Annotated in this window: 24 protein-coding genes and 1 tRNA gene; 22 read left to right on the top strand and 3 right to left on the bottom strand. The window is 28.3% G+C overall.

Annotation, left to right across the window (positions count from 1 at the left end):
- Nucleotides 1-5 precede the first annotated feature (5 nt).
- From AJN58_RS08740 to AJN58_RS08670, 15 genes are all read left to right on the top strand, one after another.
- On the top strand, nucleotides 6-269 hold the full coding sequence (locus tag AJN58_RS08740) for a hypothetical protein (RefSeq protein WP_044779014.1): 264 nt from the start codon (nucleotides 6-8) through the stop codon (nucleotides 267-269).
- Entirely contained in the window at nucleotides 235-465 is a 231-nt protein-coding gene (locus AJN58_RS08735) for a hypothetical protein (protein WP_002787283.1), read from the top strand. Before AJN58_RS08740 ends, AJN58_RS08735 begins: the two co-directional genes overlap by 35 nt.
- A 4-nt stretch (nucleotides 466-469) precedes the next feature.
- A complete protein-coding gene (locus AJN58_RS08730) occupies nucleotides 470-871 on the top strand; it encodes a hypothetical protein (protein ID WP_070210186.1) in 402 nt (133 codons plus the stop codon).
- A gap of 13 nt (nucleotides 872-884) precedes the next feature.
- Entirely contained in the window at nucleotides 885-1,118 is a 234-nt protein-coding gene (locus AJN58_RS08725) for a helix-turn-helix domain-containing protein (protein WP_070210185.1), read from the top strand.
- A 530-nt stretch (nucleotides 1,119-1,648) separates the two neighbouring features.
- Complete coding sequence (locus AJN58_RS08720; protein ID WP_044261582.1) at nucleotides 1,649-1,873, top strand: hypothetical protein; 225 nt, start codon at nucleotides 1,649-1,651, stop codon at nucleotides 1,871-1,873.
- 462 nt (nucleotides 1,874-2,335) lie between these two features.
- The gene (locus AJN58_RS08715) at nucleotides 2,336-2,575 is read left to right on the top strand and encodes a helix-turn-helix transcriptional regulator (protein WP_052776566.1); all 240 of its coding nucleotides are present in this window, start codon (nucleotides 2,336-2,338) and stop codon (nucleotides 2,573-2,575) included.
- A gap of 147 nt (nucleotides 2,576-2,722) precedes the next feature.
- Entirely contained in the window at nucleotides 2,723-3,025 is a 303-nt protein-coding gene (locus AJN58_RS08710; protein WP_070210184.1) for a hypothetical protein, read from the top strand.
- An 82-nt stretch (nucleotides 3,026-3,107) separates the two neighbouring features.
- Complete coding sequence (locus AJN58_RS08705) at nucleotides 3,108-3,422, top strand: hypothetical protein (RefSeq protein ID WP_044261580.1); 315 nt, start codon at nucleotides 3,108-3,110, stop codon at nucleotides 3,420-3,422.
- The gene (locus AJN58_RS08700; protein WP_070210183.1) at nucleotides 3,359-4,120 is read left to right on the top strand and encodes a hypothetical protein; all 762 of its coding nucleotides are present in this window, start codon (nucleotides 3,359-3,361) and stop codon (nucleotides 4,118-4,120) included. The genes AJN58_RS08705 and AJN58_RS08700 overlap by 64 nt, the downstream gene beginning before the upstream one ends.
- An 8-nt stretch (nucleotides 4,121-4,128) precedes the next feature.
- On the top strand, nucleotides 4,129-4,353 hold the full coding sequence (locus AJN58_RS08695; protein WP_002787300.1) for a hypothetical protein: 225 nt from the start codon (nucleotides 4,129-4,131) through the stop codon (nucleotides 4,351-4,353).
- On the top strand, nucleotides 4,354-4,725 hold the full coding sequence (locus AJN58_RS08690) for a hypothetical protein (protein ID WP_002858334.1): 372 nt from the start codon (nucleotides 4,354-4,356) through the stop codon (nucleotides 4,723-4,725).
- Nucleotides 4,709-4,975 (top strand): hypothetical protein, encoded by a 267-nt coding sequence (locus tag AJN58_RS08685; RefSeq protein ID WP_044780569.1) that lies wholly within the window; start codon nucleotides 4,709-4,711, stop codon nucleotides 4,973-4,975. The genes AJN58_RS08690 and AJN58_RS08685 overlap by 17 nt, the downstream gene beginning before the upstream one ends.
- Complete coding sequence (locus AJN58_RS08680; RefSeq protein WP_070292196.1) at nucleotides 4,953-5,708, top strand: DNA-methyltransferase; 756 nt, start codon at nucleotides 4,953-4,955, stop codon at nucleotides 5,706-5,708. Before AJN58_RS08685 ends, AJN58_RS08680 begins: the two co-directional genes overlap by 23 nt.
- A gap of 17 nt (nucleotides 5,709-5,725) precedes the next feature.
- Entirely contained in the window at nucleotides 5,726-6,079 is a 354-nt protein-coding gene (locus AJN58_RS08675; RefSeq protein WP_002787307.1) for a hypothetical protein, read from the top strand.
- Nucleotide 6,080: 1 nt separating this feature from the next.
- A complete protein-coding gene (locus tag AJN58_RS08670; protein ID WP_044780132.1) occupies nucleotides 6,081-6,287 on the top strand; it encodes a helix-turn-helix transcriptional regulator in 207 nt (68 codons plus the stop codon).
- Here AJN58_RS08670 and AJN58_RS08665 read toward each other — a convergent pair.
- The 3 genes from AJN58_RS08665 to AJN58_RS08655 all read right to left on the bottom strand — a co-directional run bounded on the left by AJN58_RS08665 (nucleotide 6,284) and on the right by AJN58_RS08655 (nucleotide 8,897).
- Nucleotides 6,284-7,459: a tyrosine-type recombinase/integrase gene (locus AJN58_RS08665; protein ID WP_070210339.1), complete on the bottom strand. Its 1,176-nt coding sequence runs from the start codon at nucleotides 7,457-7,459 to the stop codon at nucleotides 6,284-6,286. The two genes, AJN58_RS08670 and AJN58_RS08665, sit on opposite strands and share 4 nt — an antisense overlap.
- A gap of 207 nt (nucleotides 7,460-7,666) precedes the next feature.
- Nucleotides 7,667-7,743, bottom strand: a tRNA-Ile gene (locus AJN58_RS08660).
- Between the two features lie 53 nt (nucleotides 7,744-7,796).
- Entirely contained in the window at nucleotides 7,797-8,897 is a 1,101-nt protein-coding gene (locus AJN58_RS08655) for an FtsW/RodA/SpoVE family cell cycle protein (protein ID WP_044779017.1), read from the bottom strand.
- Nucleotides 8,898-8,974: 77 nt separating this feature from the next.
- Here AJN58_RS08655 and AJN58_RS08650 point away from each other — a divergent pair, with 77 nt between their 5' ends.
- The 7 genes from AJN58_RS08650 to pyrH all read left to right on the top strand — a co-directional run bounded on the left by AJN58_RS08650 (nucleotide 8,975) and on the right by pyrH (nucleotide 15,790).
- Nucleotides 8,975-9,943: an RluA family pseudouridine synthase gene (locus AJN58_RS08650; RefSeq protein ID WP_044779019.1), complete on the top strand. Its 969-nt coding sequence runs from the start codon at nucleotides 8,975-8,977 to the stop codon at nucleotides 9,941-9,943.
- On the top strand, nucleotides 9,888-11,123 hold the full coding sequence (locus AJN58_RS08645; protein WP_079396981.1) for a fibronectin type III domain-containing protein: 1,236 nt from the start codon (nucleotides 9,888-9,890) through the stop codon (nucleotides 11,121-11,123). The genes AJN58_RS08650 and AJN58_RS08645 overlap by 56 nt, the downstream gene beginning before the upstream one ends.
- On the top strand, nucleotides 11,123-12,301 hold the full coding sequence (gene trmB, locus AJN58_RS08640) for a tRNA (guanosine(46)-N7)-methyltransferase TrmB (protein ID WP_070292194.1): 1,179 nt from the start codon (nucleotides 11,123-11,125) through the stop codon (nucleotides 12,299-12,301). Before AJN58_RS08645 ends, trmB begins: the two co-directional genes overlap by 1 nt.
- Nucleotides 12,302-12,370: 69 nt before the next feature.
- Nucleotides 12,371-13,036, top strand: a complete 666-nt coding sequence (locus AJN58_RS08635; protein ID WP_044779022.1) for a cell division ATP-binding protein FtsE — start codon at nucleotides 12,371-12,373, stop codon at nucleotides 13,034-13,036.
- Complete coding sequence (locus AJN58_RS08630; protein WP_044779023.1) at nucleotides 13,023-13,829, top strand: FtsX-like permease family protein; 807 nt, start codon at nucleotides 13,023-13,025, stop codon at nucleotides 13,827-13,829. The genes AJN58_RS08635 and AJN58_RS08630 overlap by 14 nt, the downstream gene beginning before the upstream one ends.
- Nucleotides 13,826-15,019, top strand: coding sequence for a murein hydrolase activator EnvC family protein (locus AJN58_RS08625; protein ID WP_044779024.1), 1,194 nt, complete (start codon nucleotides 13,826-13,828; stop codon nucleotides 15,017-15,019). Before AJN58_RS08630 ends, AJN58_RS08625 begins: the two co-directional genes overlap by 4 nt.
- A 51-nt stretch (nucleotides 15,020-15,070) precedes the next feature.
- Nucleotides 15,071-15,790, top strand: a complete 720-nt coding sequence (gene pyrH, locus AJN58_RS08620) for a UMP kinase (protein ID WP_044779025.1) — start codon at nucleotides 15,071-15,073, stop codon at nucleotides 15,788-15,790.

Here is a 15,790-nt window from a genome sequence, read left to right as displayed (position 1 = left end):
TAAATATGGATAAGAATTTAAAAAAAATTACAGAATTAAAAATAAAATGTAAAAATTGCGATACAAAAATCATTACAAAAATAGGTAATGTTATTAAAACTTGTCCGCAATGTGGAATAAAGTTTATAGATGAAAATTTAGGATATAATCCCTTTGAAATTTTAACTGAATTGTTCAAAAGTGTTAGCAAAAATAAAAATGCAGAATTTTATTTTGTTTGTAAAAAGGAATGTGATGGAACAAGAAATCGCCAAGATAAAAAAGTTTAAACTAGAGTGCAAAAATTGTGAAACGCAAATCATTATAGATACTCACAATAGTATTAAAAATTGTCCTGTGTGTGGATTGAAATTTTATGACAATTTAGAAAGTCCTTTTGAAAATTTACACGAACAAATTCTTTTAATCAATAAAAATAAGAATGTAAAAGTTTATTTTGTTTGTGAGGAAAAAGAAAAGAGGTAATATAATGCAAAGCAATATAGAAAAATTTGATTTTTATAGCGCAAAAGTATTAGCTATCTTGTTTGATAATTTTCCTATAAAAAAAGATATTTACATTTTAAAAGACATTATCAAGGATAGCGATGCAACCAAAGAAGATGTAAAATTTGTCTATGAAACGATTATAGCATTAAGAGATTTTGATTTTATAAGTTTTAATGAAGAGGTAAAAACTTTAGGGTTTGAGTGTTTTTTTGGTGTAAGATTAACTCTTAAATCTTTAGAAATTTTAAAATCAATCCCAAAAACATTACAAAATAATAAAACTTTAGGTGATAAACTTAGAGATAGTATAAAATTAGCAGATGAAGAAGCTATAAAACAAAGTATAAGCTTAGCTTTTTCTTTGGCTAATAAGTTTTTCTAATCAAGGGGTAAAAATGACAGCACAAGAAATTAAGGATTTTTGCAAGGAAAGAAATTTAACTTATAAAGAGTTAGCAAAGTATTTAGGATTAAGCGAGGGCGGTTTAACAAATGCAATAGCTAATGATAAAATTACTGCAAGTATAGAACATAGCTTTAAAATGTATCAACGCATTTTAGAACTTGAAAATGATTTAAAAGACTTTGAAGAATTAAAAAATCTACTAGAAAAAATACTTAAAAAATAGTCCTTAAAATTAAGGGCTACACTAGAATTACTTTTTTTGATACATTTCAACATATTTTATTAGTTTATTTAGAGAAATTATTAATATTATATTGTTTTATCTATTGACAAATATAATATTTTATTATATAATTATCATATCAAAACTAATAAAATGTTAGTTTTGAAATAAAAGAAGGAGTAAAAGATGAACGCTAGTGATGTGCTCGAGTTAATCACTGCTTTAATCTGCTTGATAACAGCCATTATCAACGCAAGAAAGCATTAAGGCAAAGGGCGAAAGCCCTTATCATCTTTTACCTTTTCTATTATATCAAAAAAGGAGTTAAAAATGATTTTAGAAATTATAGTTTTAGTATTAGCGACTTTATTATGTGTTTTATCGGCAAAAGTTTATAGGCTTGAAAAAGAACTTAAGGAGCTTAAAAAATGAGTAATAAACCATACCTAGAAAACGAAATAAAAGTTTTAAAATGATAGTTAAAACTTAAGTATGTTTTGGTAGAATTTGTTTTTTGAGAAAGGTTTTAAATGACAGCACAGGAAATTAAGGAATTTTGCAAGGAAAATAATTTTACTTATAAAGATTTAGCACAAAAATTAGGCTGGAGTGAGCCAAGTTTAAGGGCTACTATTGCAAGTGGAAAGATTAGCGAGCAAACTTCCGCTGCTATAAATTTATTAAAAGAAACTATAGAACTTAAAAAACAACTTAAAGATTGGGAAACGATTAAAACTATTTTCAAGAATATTTAATTGTTAAATAACTTAACAAAAATTCTACCAAAACACAAAAATAATTATCAATTTTAAGCATCAATTAATAAGATACTTTGTATAATTTAATTATAAATGTTAAGAAAATTAGCATTTATAAATATATAAAGAAAGGAGTAAGCATAATGCAAAGGTTAGATTTTTTAATCAAAGTCGCAATACTTGTTTATCTAATCTCAAAAATAATCCAAACTTGGATTTAACTAAGGGGCTTTTGCCCCACCTTTAACATTATGCCTACTCTTATTTTAGCATAAGGAGTTTAAAATGAGTGAAATTTTAGAAGTTTTGCAGGTGGTTTTACTTGCTTATATAGCATTGATGATTAGTAAAGGAAATAAAAATGAGTAACAAACCATACCTAGAAAACGAATAATCACATAGTTATTAAAGTTTTAAGTGATTTTTAGTAGAATTTGTTTTTTAAAAAAAGGATGATTAATGGCAAAAAATGATGAAAATCTTATCAGAAAAACCTGCAAGGAGTTAGGATTAACTTATAAACAACTTGGGGAAAAGATCGGATATAGCGAAGCCACTTTAAATAAAAATGCTTCTACTGGTGAAATAAGCAAAACAATAGAAGTAGCCATTAATTTATATTTAGAGACCTTAGAGCTTAAGAAACAGCTTAAGCAATTTAATCTATTGAAAGAGATTATAAAGGATATTTCTAAATAATCACTTCTTTAATAAATAAATTTTCTACTAAAAACTTATAAAATATATAAAAATATATTGACTTTATTTCTTAAATAAGTTATAATTTATTATTAAAACATATTTGAGAAGCTTATCAAGTATCTATAAACCAAAAAAGGAAGTTAAATGCAACATCTAGAAAACGAAATAAAAGCTTTGAAATATCAGCTTTTAATAGAAAAACAAAAGCACAAAAAGACTAAGGCAAAGCTTTTTAATCTTAAAAACATATCAGAAGAAAATTATGAGAGATTAAAAACAGAATTTGCTAAATACGATTTATTTGTTTTTAAAGATTTAGAGCTTTACCTATGGCTAGAAACAACCATAAAAGAATTGCAAACTAAAATCAAGCAAACAAATGAAGATTTAGGAAAGTTTGCTTTTGAAATCTTAGAATTTAGGCTTAACAAAAGAAAACAAATTTAACAACAAATCCCATTAAATAGCAGTGTTTAGGACATTTTAATAAACCCTGAACACTCATTTAATGTCTAAAAAAAGGAAAAAAATGAGTTTTAAACCCATACAAAAAGATAATGATGCTTTTAAAAAAGCACAAAGAGCAAAGGTAATAGAAAGTTTAGCAATGCGTGGCTATGCACTTGTAAAGATAAGTAGCAATGGCTTTTTAATGAAAAAAGGTTTTGAAAAGGATATTTTATGCAAACAAATCATAGCACAGGATACGACAGCTTCCGTTTCGTTATCAATAAAAAAACCTTTTACAAATACCTTAAAAGATGGGGGCTTTTTGAAAAAATGCGAAGCACAACAAGAAACAAAAGCATTGATGAATTTGCAAAAGACAAATTCAAAGGCATAAAAACCAATGATAAATTTTATCCTTTTAAAATGCGTTATATCAATATAAAACCTAGAAATAAAAGCCTTTCAAATACTATCATTATATTAGATAATTCTAAGGCTTGCTTTGAGCTTTCTAAAAAGAATAAAAAAGCAAAAGATTACTACATAGAGGTGCAATTTAATGGGCTTTATCAGCCTAGTAAACAAATAGAAACTGAAGTGTGGAAAATTTTAAGCAAAATGATAAAAAGGTTTAAAGCTTATAGTGTGGATATTGCCTGTGATTTTGATGATGATCTAGCAGTATCTAAACCAAGAGAATTTAAACACCAAGAAAGGTTTAGCAAACTTAAAATCTTTGGCGATTTTCATACTTATAAAACAAGTATGTATATCAACAATCCTCAAAGTAAATACTATAAATTAGAACGCATTTTACTTTATGATAAATACGAAAAACAAAAGCACTATCACAAAGAAAACATTAAAAGGGAATTTGTGCGATGGAAAAGATTAGAGCTTACATTGAAGATAAAGGATAAGTTCTTAGATAGAATAGAAAATGATATCAATGATGCATTAGATCTTATGCAAGATTATTTAAGAATGGTAGGAATTTGGCATTTTAATATGAGAGTGATACTTGAGCAAACAAAGTATTTAAACAATCCACGTTGGGCTAAGATATTTAAGCCTTACGCTTTGGCAAGTTAGGAGAGAATATGAAAGTAAATTTTATTTTTAAAGGGACAATAAAATGTTCAAAATGCAACTTAGAATTTGTGCCAAATTCTAAATTTTTTAAAGGTCTTGATGAAATTATAGGCGATGTAAAAAGCGTGAGTTTAGATGGCTTTTGTCCTGAATGTGATAATAAATTAAAAACTAGCTTTAAAGTAGAAAAGATCACAAGAGAATTTAATAAAACTTATACAATGAGGTGTTAAATGAATATTACAAGAGAATTAGAAGCTTACGATTTAGCAAAACTTGTTTTAAATAATGATCTTAAATACTTTTTTAAAGATGCAAAGATTGTAGGGGAAAATAAAGAAAGAAGACTTTGTTTTTATTTTTCAGATTCTTTTGTTTTAGCTTTATTTGAAAAAGAAAAAGAAAACATTTTGCAAAGACTAAGAGAAGAATACAAAAAGAAATTAGAGTTTTACAAACGAATTGATTTGGTGTTTTATTCTATCGCAGCAAAAGGAATAAATGAGCTAAAAGCAAGAAGTAAAGAAGAACAAGAAGTTTTAGAACGCGGACTTTTAAAACTTGAAAATATAATTAAAAGGATAAAAAATGAAAAAAAATACTAATCAGCAATTAGAGCAGTCAAAGGAATTAAATCAAGGTGAGTTAAACCAAGAGATAGAAGTTTTAACCAAAAGAGCTTTAGCAATTCATAGATCTATACAAAGAGTTAAAGATGAAAGAAGCATATTAAATCAGAATATCAAAGACTATCAGAGCGAATTTAATGAAATAATGGAAAAAATAGCCTTTTTAAAAGAGCCTAATTTATTTAATCAAAAAGGAAGTGATGATGTTTCACCCACAGCTTTATAACGACCATTTTCAAAATTTTAAAAGATATAATATACCAAAAGCACAGCTTGTAATAGCTGATATTCCTTATAATTTAGGCAACAATGCTTATGCTTCATCTCCTGAATGGTATATAAATGGGGATAATAAAAATGGAGAAAGCAAAAAAGCAAACAAGGCGTTTTTTGATACAGATAATGATTTTAGAGTTAGCGAATTTATGCACTTTTGCTCAAAAATGCTTATAAAAGAACCTAAAGAATGCGGTAAAAGTCCTTGCATGATTGTTTTTTGCTCTTTTGAACAACAAGCAATGTTAATTGAAGTAGCTAAAAAATATGGCTTTAATCATTATATAAATTTGGTTTTTAGAAAACAAGGATCATCTCAAGTTTTAAAAGCAAATATGAAAATAGTTGGAAATTGTGAATATGCTTTAATCTTATATCGTGAAAAACTTCCAAAATTTAACAATGATGGAAAGATGATTTATAACTGCATGGATTGGCAAAAAGATGAAGGCATTCCTAAAGTGCATCCCACACAAAAGCCTGTTAAATTACTAGAAAGATTAATCACTATTTTTACAGATGCAGGTGATGTTGTTATAGATCCATGTGCTGGAAGCGGAAGCACTCTTTTAGCAGCTACAAATTTAAACCGCAAAGCTTATGGCTTTGAGATTAAAAAAGACTTTTTTAAAAGTGCTAATGAAATTATGTTTAAACATATAGAAAGAAGTCTATTTGCTTAAGTTAGAAAGGATAAAAAATGAAAGAATTCAAAGAATACATAAAAGCTAAAATAGCATTAGAAAAAGAGCTAGAAAATACGCAAGAAATGTTAAAGCAAACGATAAAAGAAATGTTGCTTTTAAGAAACGACAATGCTTTTAATCAAAATGCAAACGATGAGATGTTAAAAGCTATTAATAAAAATTGGAAAATAACAGCTTCGCTTGAGAGTTTAAGTGATACATTAGAAATTAAAGTGCTAGAACAAAGCACGAGCTATAATCGCTTTTGTTTTGGTGATGTTTTGATTTTAATCAGCAATTTTTTAAGCTATGAAGAGCAAAAAGCAATTATTGCAAAATTAGGCTTTGATTTAGAGAAAGGAGTATGAAATGGCAAAATTTGGTAAGATAGAAAAATTATTATCAACAAAAGAAGTAGCGGAGTATTTGGGTATTTCGCAATATCGTATAAGATTTATGCGAATGCGAGTAAATCAAAATAAATTTAATTTTCCTAAAGGGATTAAAATAGGTCCTACTTTTAAATATGAAAAAGCCGAAATTGATAAATGGTTGCAAACTTGCAAGGTGATTTAAAAATCCCCTGCAAGTTTTTCGATATAATCTCCCCACCACTGCATTAACTTTCTTTTTAATTCTATATTTTCACTACGATTATAAGCTTTTAAAATGGCGTTTTTTTGCTCGTGTGCTAAACACTGCTCGGCTATATCCATACTCACACCATGATCTAATTGATGTTCGTTGGCTAAACTTCTAAACATAGCACGAAAGCCATGTGCACTTTGAATGCCTTTATATCCTAGTCGTTTATTGATATTACAGGTAATATTCTCGCTATTACACCCATTTTTTGAACTTCCAGCAAATATATAATCATTGACTTTCATTTTCTTTTGTTCTTTTAAAATTTTAAGCACTTGAGAATTTAAAGTGATAATATGTTCTTTTCTCATTTTCATTTTTTCAGCTTTAATAGTCCATATAGCATTTTTTAAATCAATTTCATCCCAAGTTGCTTTTATAACATTACCGGGGCGTTGTGCAGTCAAAAGATTAAAAAGCATTAGATTTTTATGTGTTTTTTTAAGATCTGAATTTTTTAAGGCTAATATATATTCTTTAATTTTATCGTTTTCTAGTAAAGTTGGCTGATGAATTACTTTTGAAGCTTTTTTAAAAACTATGGAATTATCAATACTTGTCACAGGGTTATTTTCTACGATTTCAAGTTGCAAAGCATATTTAAAGATTTTGTTAATCCAGCCTTTAGCTTTTATAAGTGTAGGGATTTGATGCTCTATGGTTTTAAGTGTTTCGATGACATGTGAACGCTTGATGCTTTCTATATCTACATCTTTGAAATTCTTAAAAACGCCATTTTTGTATTTTAATCCTCTTTGTATTTCTTTTAGGCTTAATCCATCAGCCTTACATTTTTCTAAAACTTCATCATATATATCGCCAAATTTAAGTCTTTTAGCGTTTTTTATGTTTTGTCCTTTTGCTTTTAGCTTAAAAGCATTTAAAGCGATTTCTCTAAGCTCTGCTAAGGAAAGTAAAGGATACTCTCCTATTTTTATATAAGTATCATTTGCTTGTCTTATTTTAAATAATTTTTTACCACTAGGATAAATAAAAACATATAAGCCTTTTAAACTCGGATCAGCAAATTTTATAAATTTTTTATCACTTTCGCATTTAATGCTTTTTAAAAAACTATCGGTAAGTTTGTTAATTTTTGCCATTAATTTTCTCTCTTTTTTAGTGTCTATTTTGGTGTAAAAAGTAGCCCATTTTGTAACCCATTTTTATAAAAGTGACCCACTTTTTACGCAACATTTTAACACAAAAAACAACAAAAAACAACAATATACAATAAGCTTTAAGACATTTTATTATAGACATTTGATTAAGATATTAAAGCAAAATAGGGATTTGATAAAAAAGAGTAATGGTGGATTTAGCAGGACTCGAACCTGCGACCAACCGGTTATGAGCCGGTTGCTCTAACCAACTGAGCTATAAATCCGCCTAAGTTGAATTAAAAGATAGAATTATATCTTATTAATGCTTAAAAATATTTTATTTAGCCTTTGTATCCGTCCAAAAATATCTAAAAGTGATTAAATGCTGTAAAATTCCAAAAAAAATCATAAAAATAGTAAAAGAACTTCCACCATAACTAAAAAAAGGCAAAGGGATCCCAACTACTGGTGCAAAACCTATAGTCATTGAGATATTTACTGCCGCATAAATAAAAATAAATAATGCAACACAATTAATAGCAACTCTAGTAAAATAATCATCTTTAAGTTTATAATTTAAACTAAGTAGATGAAAAATAAGTAAAATATAAAATATAATTAATGTCAATCCCCCAATAAATCCAAATCTTTCTATCATGTAAGCGAAGATAAAATCACTTGTTGAAATAGGTAAAAATTTAAAATGAGTTTGCGTAGCTTCATCTTGAGATTTTCCAGTTAAACCACCATTTCCAATAGCTATCATTGATTGGGCTACTTGATAACTTGGTTTTTCTGAAATAAAATCATGAATTCTTTGCTTTTGGTAGGGTTTTAAAAGATGTGTATAAATAATAGGAGAACTAATGCTTATAGCTATAACAATACTTAACCAAATTTTATAATGAACTCCCATGATAAAAAGAACTCCAAAACCAACAAGTAGTAAAACCATAGCACTTCCTAAATCAGGTTCTTTTGCAATTAGCAAAAAAGGTAAGATGATGTAAAAGCTAAGTTTGATGAATTGTTTAAGTTTGTATCCATTTTTTGGAGGAGGATTTTGATAAATAAGATAAGCAAGCATTAAAATAAAACTAGGTTTAAAAATTTCAGAAGGTTGTATAGTAAAGTGAGTAAAAGGAATTTCAAGCCATCTTTTAGCACCTAATTTTTCAACCCCAAAAATATCTACGCTTAGCAATAAAAAAATATTAATCCAATAAGCAACAGGAATAATCCAAATAAATTTCCTTATGGGAAAGAAGAAAAAAACCATAAAAGCAAACAATCCCACACAGGCATAAACAAACTGTTTTTCTGCTAAAAAAGGATTAGCTTCAAAGATCAAGAAAAATGAAATAAGAATTATGGGTAAAAATAAAATGGGTTGCATATAGTCAAAATGAGTTAAAATTCTTCTATCTAATCTAAACAAAATTTGCCTTCAGTTAGTAATATAAAGCTATAATTATAAACTAAAATTTTAAATTTATCAAAACCTCTAAGGAAAAAATGCAAACTTTTTTAGTAGATGAAAATTCAAGGCTTGATGTGTTTTTGGCTAAAAAATTAAACCAAAGTCGCAATCAAGTTACTTTACTTATAGAAAAAGATTGCGTACAGGTTAATGATAAAATTCAAGATAAAAATTCATTTAAGCTTAAAAATGGTGATATCATTTCTATTGCAAGCTTAAAGCTTTATGATGAGATAAAACCTCAGTTTGAAGTGGATTTTGATATTGATGTGTTATACGAAGATAAAGATTTGCTTGTTTTAAATAAACCTTCAAATTTAGTCGTTCATGGAGCAAGTAGCGTTAAAAATACCACTTTGGTGGATTGGTTGATAGAAAAAAAATATACTTTATCAAATTTAGGAGGAGAGATAAGAGCTGGTCTTGTTCATAGATTAGATAAAGATACAAGCGGAGCTATACTAATAGCGAAAAATAATTTCACCCATCAAAAATTAAGCGAACAGCTTGCAGATAAAAGCATGGGAAGAATTTATCTTGCGTTAATTGATTTGCCACTAAAAGAAGATAAAATTATAGTAGAAAAATTTTTAATGCGTTCGCCTTCTAATGCTATTAAAAAAATAGCCATAGATAAGGAAAATAAATTCAGTAAAAATGCAAAATCAGCCTTCATAAATGTAGTAAAAACTGAAAATTTAACTCTGATGGCTGCTAAGCTTTTTACAGGAAGAACTCATCAAATTAGAGCGCATTTGGCTAGTTTAAATCGCCATATTTTGGGCGATAGTTTGTATGGTTATAAGGGTAAGTATGATTGTAGGATAATGTTGCATGCCTATTTTTTGTATTTTATCCATCCAAAAACTAAAGAGCAAATTTTTGTTAAAGCACCTTTGATGGAAGATTTTAAAAACATTATGTTTGAACAAATTAATTTAGGAGAGAATGATGAAAAGATTTCGCTTGAGTTTTTACTTGAGTTTTTTAACTCTTTTGCTTAGCGCTTGTAGTGTTTCGCAAATGAATTCGCTAGCTTCAAGTAAAGAGCCTGCCGTAAATGAAAGCTTACCAAAGGTTGAAAGTTTAAAAAGTCTTAGTGATATGAGTAATATTGCTTTTGAATGGGAGCCTTTATATAATGAAAATATCAAAGGATTTTATTTGTATCGTTCTAGTGATGAAAATCCTGATTTTAAACTTGTAGGCACTATTAAAGATAAGTTTCAAACTCATTATGTAGATACTAAATTAGAGCCTGGTACTAAGTATCGTTATATGATGAAAAGCTTTAATGAGCAAGGACAAATTTCAGAAGATGGCAAGGTTATAGAAGTGAGCACAGCTCCAAGACTTGAAGCTGTTCCTTTTATTCAAGCTGTGACCAATTTGCCTAATCGTATTAAACTTATTTGGCGTCCGCATCCTGATTTTAGGGTTGATTTTTATATTATTGAAAGAACTAAAGGTGATGATAAAGAATTTAAAAAAATTGCAGAAGTAAAAAATCGCTTAAACGCTGAATACATCGATAGTGATTTAAAACCTAATGAAAATTCAAGTTATAGAATTATTGCTGTGAGTTTTAATGGGATAAAGAGTGAGCCAAGTCAAGTTGTAAGTTCTACAAGCAAGGCTTTACCCCCTCAAGTTGAGCATTTAAGTGCTAGCACAGATGGTTCTAATAAAATCATTTTAACTTGGGATGCTCCTACATATGAAGATTTTTCTTATTATAAAGTTTATTCTACGAGCTCAAGCTTCCTTCCTTTTAGTGTTTTGGCAAAGACTGATAAAAATTCTTATGAGGATATAGTAGAAGGAGCAGGTAAAAGCAAGTATTATAAAGTAACAATAGTGGATAAAGATGGTCTTGAAAGTCCTATGCCAAAAGATGGTGTAGAGGGTAGAACTTTAGATAATCCTTTGGCTCCTAGTATTATTTTGGCTCAAAGCACAAGCGAAGGGATAAATTTAGAATGGAGTGATAATGATACTAGAGCTGTTGAATATGAAGTAAGACGCTATGGTGGAGAGCAAAATGCAGTTTTTAAAGGCATTAAAGAAAAGCGATTAAAAGATGTAAAAGCTTTACCAGGGGTGGAATATAGTTATGAAGTTATTGCTATTGATTCGGCTGGGCTTCGTTCAGAACCTTCAAGCAAAGTTAAGGCGGCTCAGTAGTGCCAAATTTTAGAAGCAAAAAGATCAAAGAAATGAATCTGCCTTATAGCAAGGATGATGTTGAATTTCTTTGGCTTGCTAAGAATGATAATGTTAGTCTTATTTATACAAAGGTTCAAGAAGAGAGTTTTTTTCTGCAGATTAAAAAAGCACAAAATGGTTGTGTGATTAAAGGCGATAAACATACAAAACCTTCTAAAATAGGTTATCTACAAAAGGCTTTAAAAATCTTTAAAGAAGGTTTTTGTGAGGATATTATCAATGAAGCTTTTGGACTTAAAAACAATGCTTTAATTGAAAAAACACCATTTATCGTTGATAACTTTGATGAACTTTTATCTAGACTTCAAGGTAAAATTTATATAGAAATAGGCTTTGGATCAGGAAGACATTTGCTTTATCAAGCAAAAGAAAATCCAAATGTTTTAATTTTAGGGGTGGAAATTTACAATCCAGCTTTAACTCAAGTAGCTAAACTTGCTAAGGCACAAAATGTAAATAATATTTTGCTAATCCAAAGTGATGCGAGATTGTTATTGAGTGTATTAAAATCAAAATCAGTTGAAAAGATTTTTTTACATTTTCCTGTTCCTTGGGACAAAAAGCCTCATAGGCGAGTTATTGGGAAGGATTTTTGCAAAGAATGTGCTAGGGTTTTAGTTCAAAATGGTCGTTTTGAGCTTAGAACAGATAGTTTTGAGTATTTTAATTTTACTTTAGAGCAATTTTTGACTTTTCCTGCGCCAAAATTTAGTCTTAGAAAAAATGAAAATTTAGAAATTTCAAGCAAATATGAAGATAGATGGAAAAAGCAAGAAAAAAATATATATGATCTTTGGGTGTGGAATTTTAACCAAGACTGTAAAAATTATGAGTTAAATGAATTTAATCTCTCATCGGTTGAATTTTCTAGAGAGGATTTAAAAAAAATAGAGCAGAACTTTAAAAATATTACTATAAAAAAAGATGATTTTTTTTTGCATTTTGAAAGCATCTACAAACAAGATGAGAATTTGCTTTTAAAGGTTGCTTTTGGAGCTTTTAATAAGCCTGAACATTGTTATTTACATCTTGATAAAACGATTAATTTTGCTTTTAAAGAACCATTTAAAATTCAAGAAAATATTAAAGCGGTAAATGAATTAAAAGAAATTTTAAAAGTTCAGTTTAAAATATAATTTTTCTTGAAAATTAAGCAAAAATAAAGCATAATTTAAAAATTTAAAAAGGGAAATTAAGGAAAAAGGATGCCTAATTTAATCCAAGCAAATAAACTTACTTTAGGTTATGATGAACTAGTTATTAAAGAAGCGAGTTTTGCTTTTAAGGATGGTGATTTTGTTTTTATTACTGGTAAAAGTGGGAGTGGCAAGAGTACGCTTTTAAAGTCTTTTTATGGGGATTTAGAACCTATTTCTGGCAAGCTTGAAGTATGTGGATCTTTGATGAATAAAATTGGAAATTTAGAACTTTTAAAATTGCGTCAAAGAATAGGGATTATTTTTCAAGATTATAAACTTGTACAAGAATATAGTGTTGAAAAAAATGTTATGTTGCCTTTAATGATTAAAGGTTATAGTAAAAAAGTATGCCATGATCAAGCTGCTAAGCTTTTAAAGCATGTAAATTTAACTTTTAAAGCAGATAAATTGCCTAATCAACTTAGTGGTGGTGAGCAACAACGCGTCGCTATGGCTAGGGCTTTAGCTCATAATCCAAAGCTTTTGCTTTGCGATGAGCCAACGGGAAATTTGGACGAGTATTCTTCTGATATTATATGGACTCTTTTAAAGTCTGCTAGAGAACTTTTAGGAACTTGTGTTATAGTGGTAACACATAGAATTCCTAGCAATTTAAGAGTGGATTATCGTCGTTTTAATATAGAAAATGGAAAAATGAATGAAATTTTTTAAAACACATTTATCTTTAATTTTATCTTTATTGTTTATGATGTTTGCTTTTGAGTTTATTTTGATTACAAATGCAACTTTAAAACATTATGAAGAACTTGTTAATAAAGATTATAATATTATAGTTGTCAGTAAAACTGAACTTGATCAGAATGTGGTAAAAACAAAAGTACCATTTTTTGCTGGACTTGAATCTTTAGATCCTAAGGATTTAATCGATCGTTTGAAAAATGATGTTTCTGAAAAGAATTTGAAAGTTTTAAAAGATTCTCTGCCAAAATTTTATACTTTAAAATTAAATTCTTTGCCTGATCAAAATGAACTAAATTCAATTAAAAATCAACTTTTAAATATTGTAGGTGTTAGCAAGGTTGAAACTTTTTCCAAAACCCATGATAAGATATATTCCTTACTTATTTTGATGAAATTTGTTTTTTGGTTATTTTTATTTATCATTATTTTACTTGCCTTTGTTTTGTTTTTAAAACAGATGAGAATTTGGCTTTATGAACATACCGATCGTATTGAAATTATGTGTTTATTTGGAGCTCCGTTTTGGTTTAGATCTTTTATGCTTTATAAGGTGGTTGTGGTTGATTGTTTTATTGCTTTTATTATTTTGCTTGCCTTTTTTACCCAAATTTTTGATCTTTCTATTATCCAAGAAAGCTTAAAGGCTGTAGATATTATTTTTCCACCTATTAATTTTATTTTACATTTGACTTTAATTTTTTTAGCTACTTTGTTTATTTGCTTGTTGTGTGTAAATACAGTTATGTTTAAGGTTAAAAGATGAGAAAAAATATTCTTATCTTTTTTTGTTTTTTTTTATTTGTTGATATAAGTTTAGCAAATGCTATAAATGAAAAAACAAAAAGTTTAGAAGAAAATAAACGTATACAAGAACAGCTAAATAAAAAACTTGAAGATTTGGCTAGTGATATTTTAAATGGTGAAAAAAGTTTGAAAGACTTAAGCTTACAAATTGAAGGCTTAAATTCACAAACTTCTAAGCTTGAAGCAAGCGCTAAGACTCAAAATCAAGAGTTAAACACCCTTACAAGCCAAAATGAAGATTTGCTTAAAAGTAAATCAAATATGGAAAGTAAGCTTATATCTTTAATGGCTAAAGATTTTGCTTATGATTTACCTATCCCTCAAGGCTATATTGAAAGTGAAGAAAGTTTTATGGCTTTTGAAATTTTAGGAAGTTTAAACAAAGTTTTAAATGAAGAAATTTTAAAAATTTCTAAAGATTATGAGGGAATAAATAGGCTTATTGATGATAAACAAGCTCAGATTAAGAAAATCAATGATAGTCTTAAGGATTACAACGCTCAATTAGCTAAACTTCAAAGTTTAAAACAAAAACAAATTAGCGAAATCAACAAACAAAAAACAGATCGAACCATATATGCAAAAAAACTTGATGACTTACAAGCTCAGCAAGAAGAGCTTAGAAAAACATTAAATCAATTAAAAATTATTAATGATAAAGAAAATGTAAATTCAAGCAAAAATGACACTAAAATAGTAAAAAATAATCAACAAATAAGGCAATTAGGTTCAAGCTATCAAGGAGGTTCAGTCAAGCGTTACACAGGAAAAAAAACCATAGCTCCATTAGATTCTTTTACTGTGAAGCAAAAATTTGGAAATTATGTTGATCCTGTTTATAATCTTAAAATTTTTAACGAGAATGTAGTTTTAAGAAGTAATAAAAGTGATGCAGTTGTTAAAAATGTGCTAGATGGAAAAATAGTTTTTGCCAAAGATACTAGCATGCTAGCTCGAGTTGTTATTGTTGAACATGATAATGGCATACATACAATATATGCACATTTAGATAAGATTGCTCCTAATATTAAAGTTGGTAAGAATATTAAAAAAGGTGCCGTAGTGGGTAGAATAAAAAATGATCTTACTTTTGAAGTAACTCAAAAAAATTTTCATATCAATCCTTTGGAGCTCATTAGCTTAAATTAGCTAAATTTAATGGAATTTAAAATATAATTTCAAGTTAAATAAGGAGAAATAATGCAAGAGAGAAAAAGAGTTTTAGTAAAATTTTCAGGAGAGGCTTTAGCAGGTGAAAATGGCTTTGGCATAGAAAATTCTATTTTAAAATTCATAGCTTCAGAGATTAAAGAACTTGTAAAAAATCAAATAGAAGTAGGCATAGTTATAGGTGGTGGCAATATTATTCGTGGAGTAAGTGCTGCTAAGGGCGGATTGATTAAAAGGACAAGTGGCGATCATATGGGAATGCTTGCTACGGTTATCAATGCTATTGCCATTCAAGAAGCCTTGGAAAGCTCTGGGCTTGAAGTGAGGGTTCAAAGTGCTATTCAGATGGAAGCATTTTGTGAAACTTATATTATGAGAAGAGCACAAAGACACTTAGAAAAGGGTCGTGTTGTGGTTTTTGCTGCAGGCACTGGAAATCCTTATTTTACTACAGATACAACAGCTATTTTAAGAGCTGTAGAAATTGATGCAGATATGGTAATAAAAGCTACAAAAGTTAATGGAGTTTATGATAAAGATCCAAAAAAATTTGATGATGCAGTATTTTTAAATACTTTAAGTTATGATGAGGCTATGCAAGATAATATTAAAGTGATGGATGATACAGCGATAGCTTTAGCTAAAGACAACAAACTTCCTATAGTGGTTTGTAATATGTTTGAAGAGGGTAATTTACTTAAAATCATACAAGGTAATACTAGCCTTTGTTCAATCGTTAAAAATAATTAA

Origin of the sequence: Campylobacter sp. BCW_4321, from assembly GCF_001763075.1 — a bacterium.
Lineage (GTDB): Bacteria > Campylobacterota > Campylobacteria > Campylobacterales > Campylobacteraceae > Campylobacter_D > Campylobacter_D jejuni.
This window is presented reverse-complemented; position numbering and strand designations above follow the sequence as displayed.

Coding starts and splice junctions, on each gene's coding strand:
- AJN58_RS08630 (WP_044779023.1), top strand. CDS start 13,023: ATGAAATTTTTTAAAACACATTTATCTTTAATTTTATCTTTATTGTTT.
- AJN58_RS08730 (WP_070210186.1), top strand. CDS start 470: ATGCAAAGCAATATAGAAAAATTTGATTTTTATAGCGCAAAAGTATTA.
- AJN58_RS08670 (WP_044780132.1), top strand. CDS start 6,081: ATGGCAAAATTTGGTAAGATAGAAAAATTATTATCAACAAAAGAAGTA.
- AJN58_RS08645 (WP_079396981.1), top strand. CDS start 9,888: ATGATGAAAAGATTTCGCTTGAGTTTTTACTTGAGTTTTTTAACTCTT.
- AJN58_RS08740 (WP_044779014.1), top strand. CDS start 6: ATGGATAAGAATTTAAAAAAAATTACAGAATTAAAAATAAAATGTAAA.
- AJN58_RS08695 (WP_002787300.1), top strand. CDS start 4,129: ATGAAAGTAAATTTTATTTTTAAAGGGACAATAAAATGTTCAAAATGC.
- AJN58_RS08700 (WP_070210183.1), top strand. CDS start 3,359: ATGCGAAGCACAACAAGAAACAAAAGCATTGATGAATTTGCAAAAGAC.
- AJN58_RS08710 (WP_070210184.1), top strand. CDS start 2,723: ATGCAACATCTAGAAAACGAAATAAAAGCTTTGAAATATCAGCTTTTA.
- AJN58_RS08635 (WP_044779022.1), top strand. CDS start 12,371: ATGCCTAATTTAATCCAAGCAAATAAACTTACTTTAGGTTATGATGAA.
- AJN58_RS08675 (WP_002787307.1), top strand. CDS start 5,726: ATGAAAGAATTCAAAGAATACATAAAAGCTAAAATAGCATTAGAAAAA.
- AJN58_RS08680 (WP_070292196.1), top strand. CDS start 4,953: ATGTTTCACCCACAGCTTTATAACGACCATTTTCAAAATTTTAAAAGA.
- pyrH (WP_044779025.1), top strand. CDS start 15,071: ATGCAAGAGAGAAAAAGAGTTTTAGTAAAATTTTCAGGAGAGGCTTTA.
- AJN58_RS08625 (WP_044779024.1), top strand. CDS start 13,826: ATGAGAAAAAATATTCTTATCTTTTTTTGTTTTTTTTTATTTGTTGAT.
- AJN58_RS08705 (WP_044261580.1), top strand. CDS start 3,108: ATGAGTTTTAAACCCATACAAAAAGATAATGATGCTTTTAAAAAAGCA.
- AJN58_RS08685 (WP_044780569.1), top strand. CDS start 4,709: ATGAAAAAAAATACTAATCAGCAATTAGAGCAGTCAAAGGAATTAAAT.
- AJN58_RS08665 (WP_070210339.1), bottom strand. CDS start 7,459: ATGGCAAAAATTAACAAACTTACCGATAGTTTTTTAAAAAGCATTAAA.
- AJN58_RS08735 (WP_002787283.1), top strand. CDS start 235: ATGGAACAAGAAATCGCCAAGATAAAAAAGTTTAAACTAGAGTGCAAA.
- AJN58_RS08715 (WP_052776566.1), top strand. CDS start 2,336: ATGGCAAAAAATGATGAAAATCTTATCAGAAAAACCTGCAAGGAGTTA.
- AJN58_RS08725 (WP_070210185.1), top strand. CDS start 885: ATGACAGCACAAGAAATTAAGGATTTTTGCAAGGAAAGAAATTTAACT.
- AJN58_RS08650 (WP_044779019.1), top strand. CDS start 8,975: ATGCAAACTTTTTTAGTAGATGAAAATTCAAGGCTTGATGTGTTTTTG.
- AJN58_RS08720 (WP_044261582.1), top strand. CDS start 1,649: ATGACAGCACAGGAAATTAAGGAATTTTGCAAGGAAAATAATTTTACT.
- AJN58_RS08690 (WP_002858334.1), top strand. CDS start 4,354: ATGAATATTACAAGAGAATTAGAAGCTTACGATTTAGCAAAACTTGTT.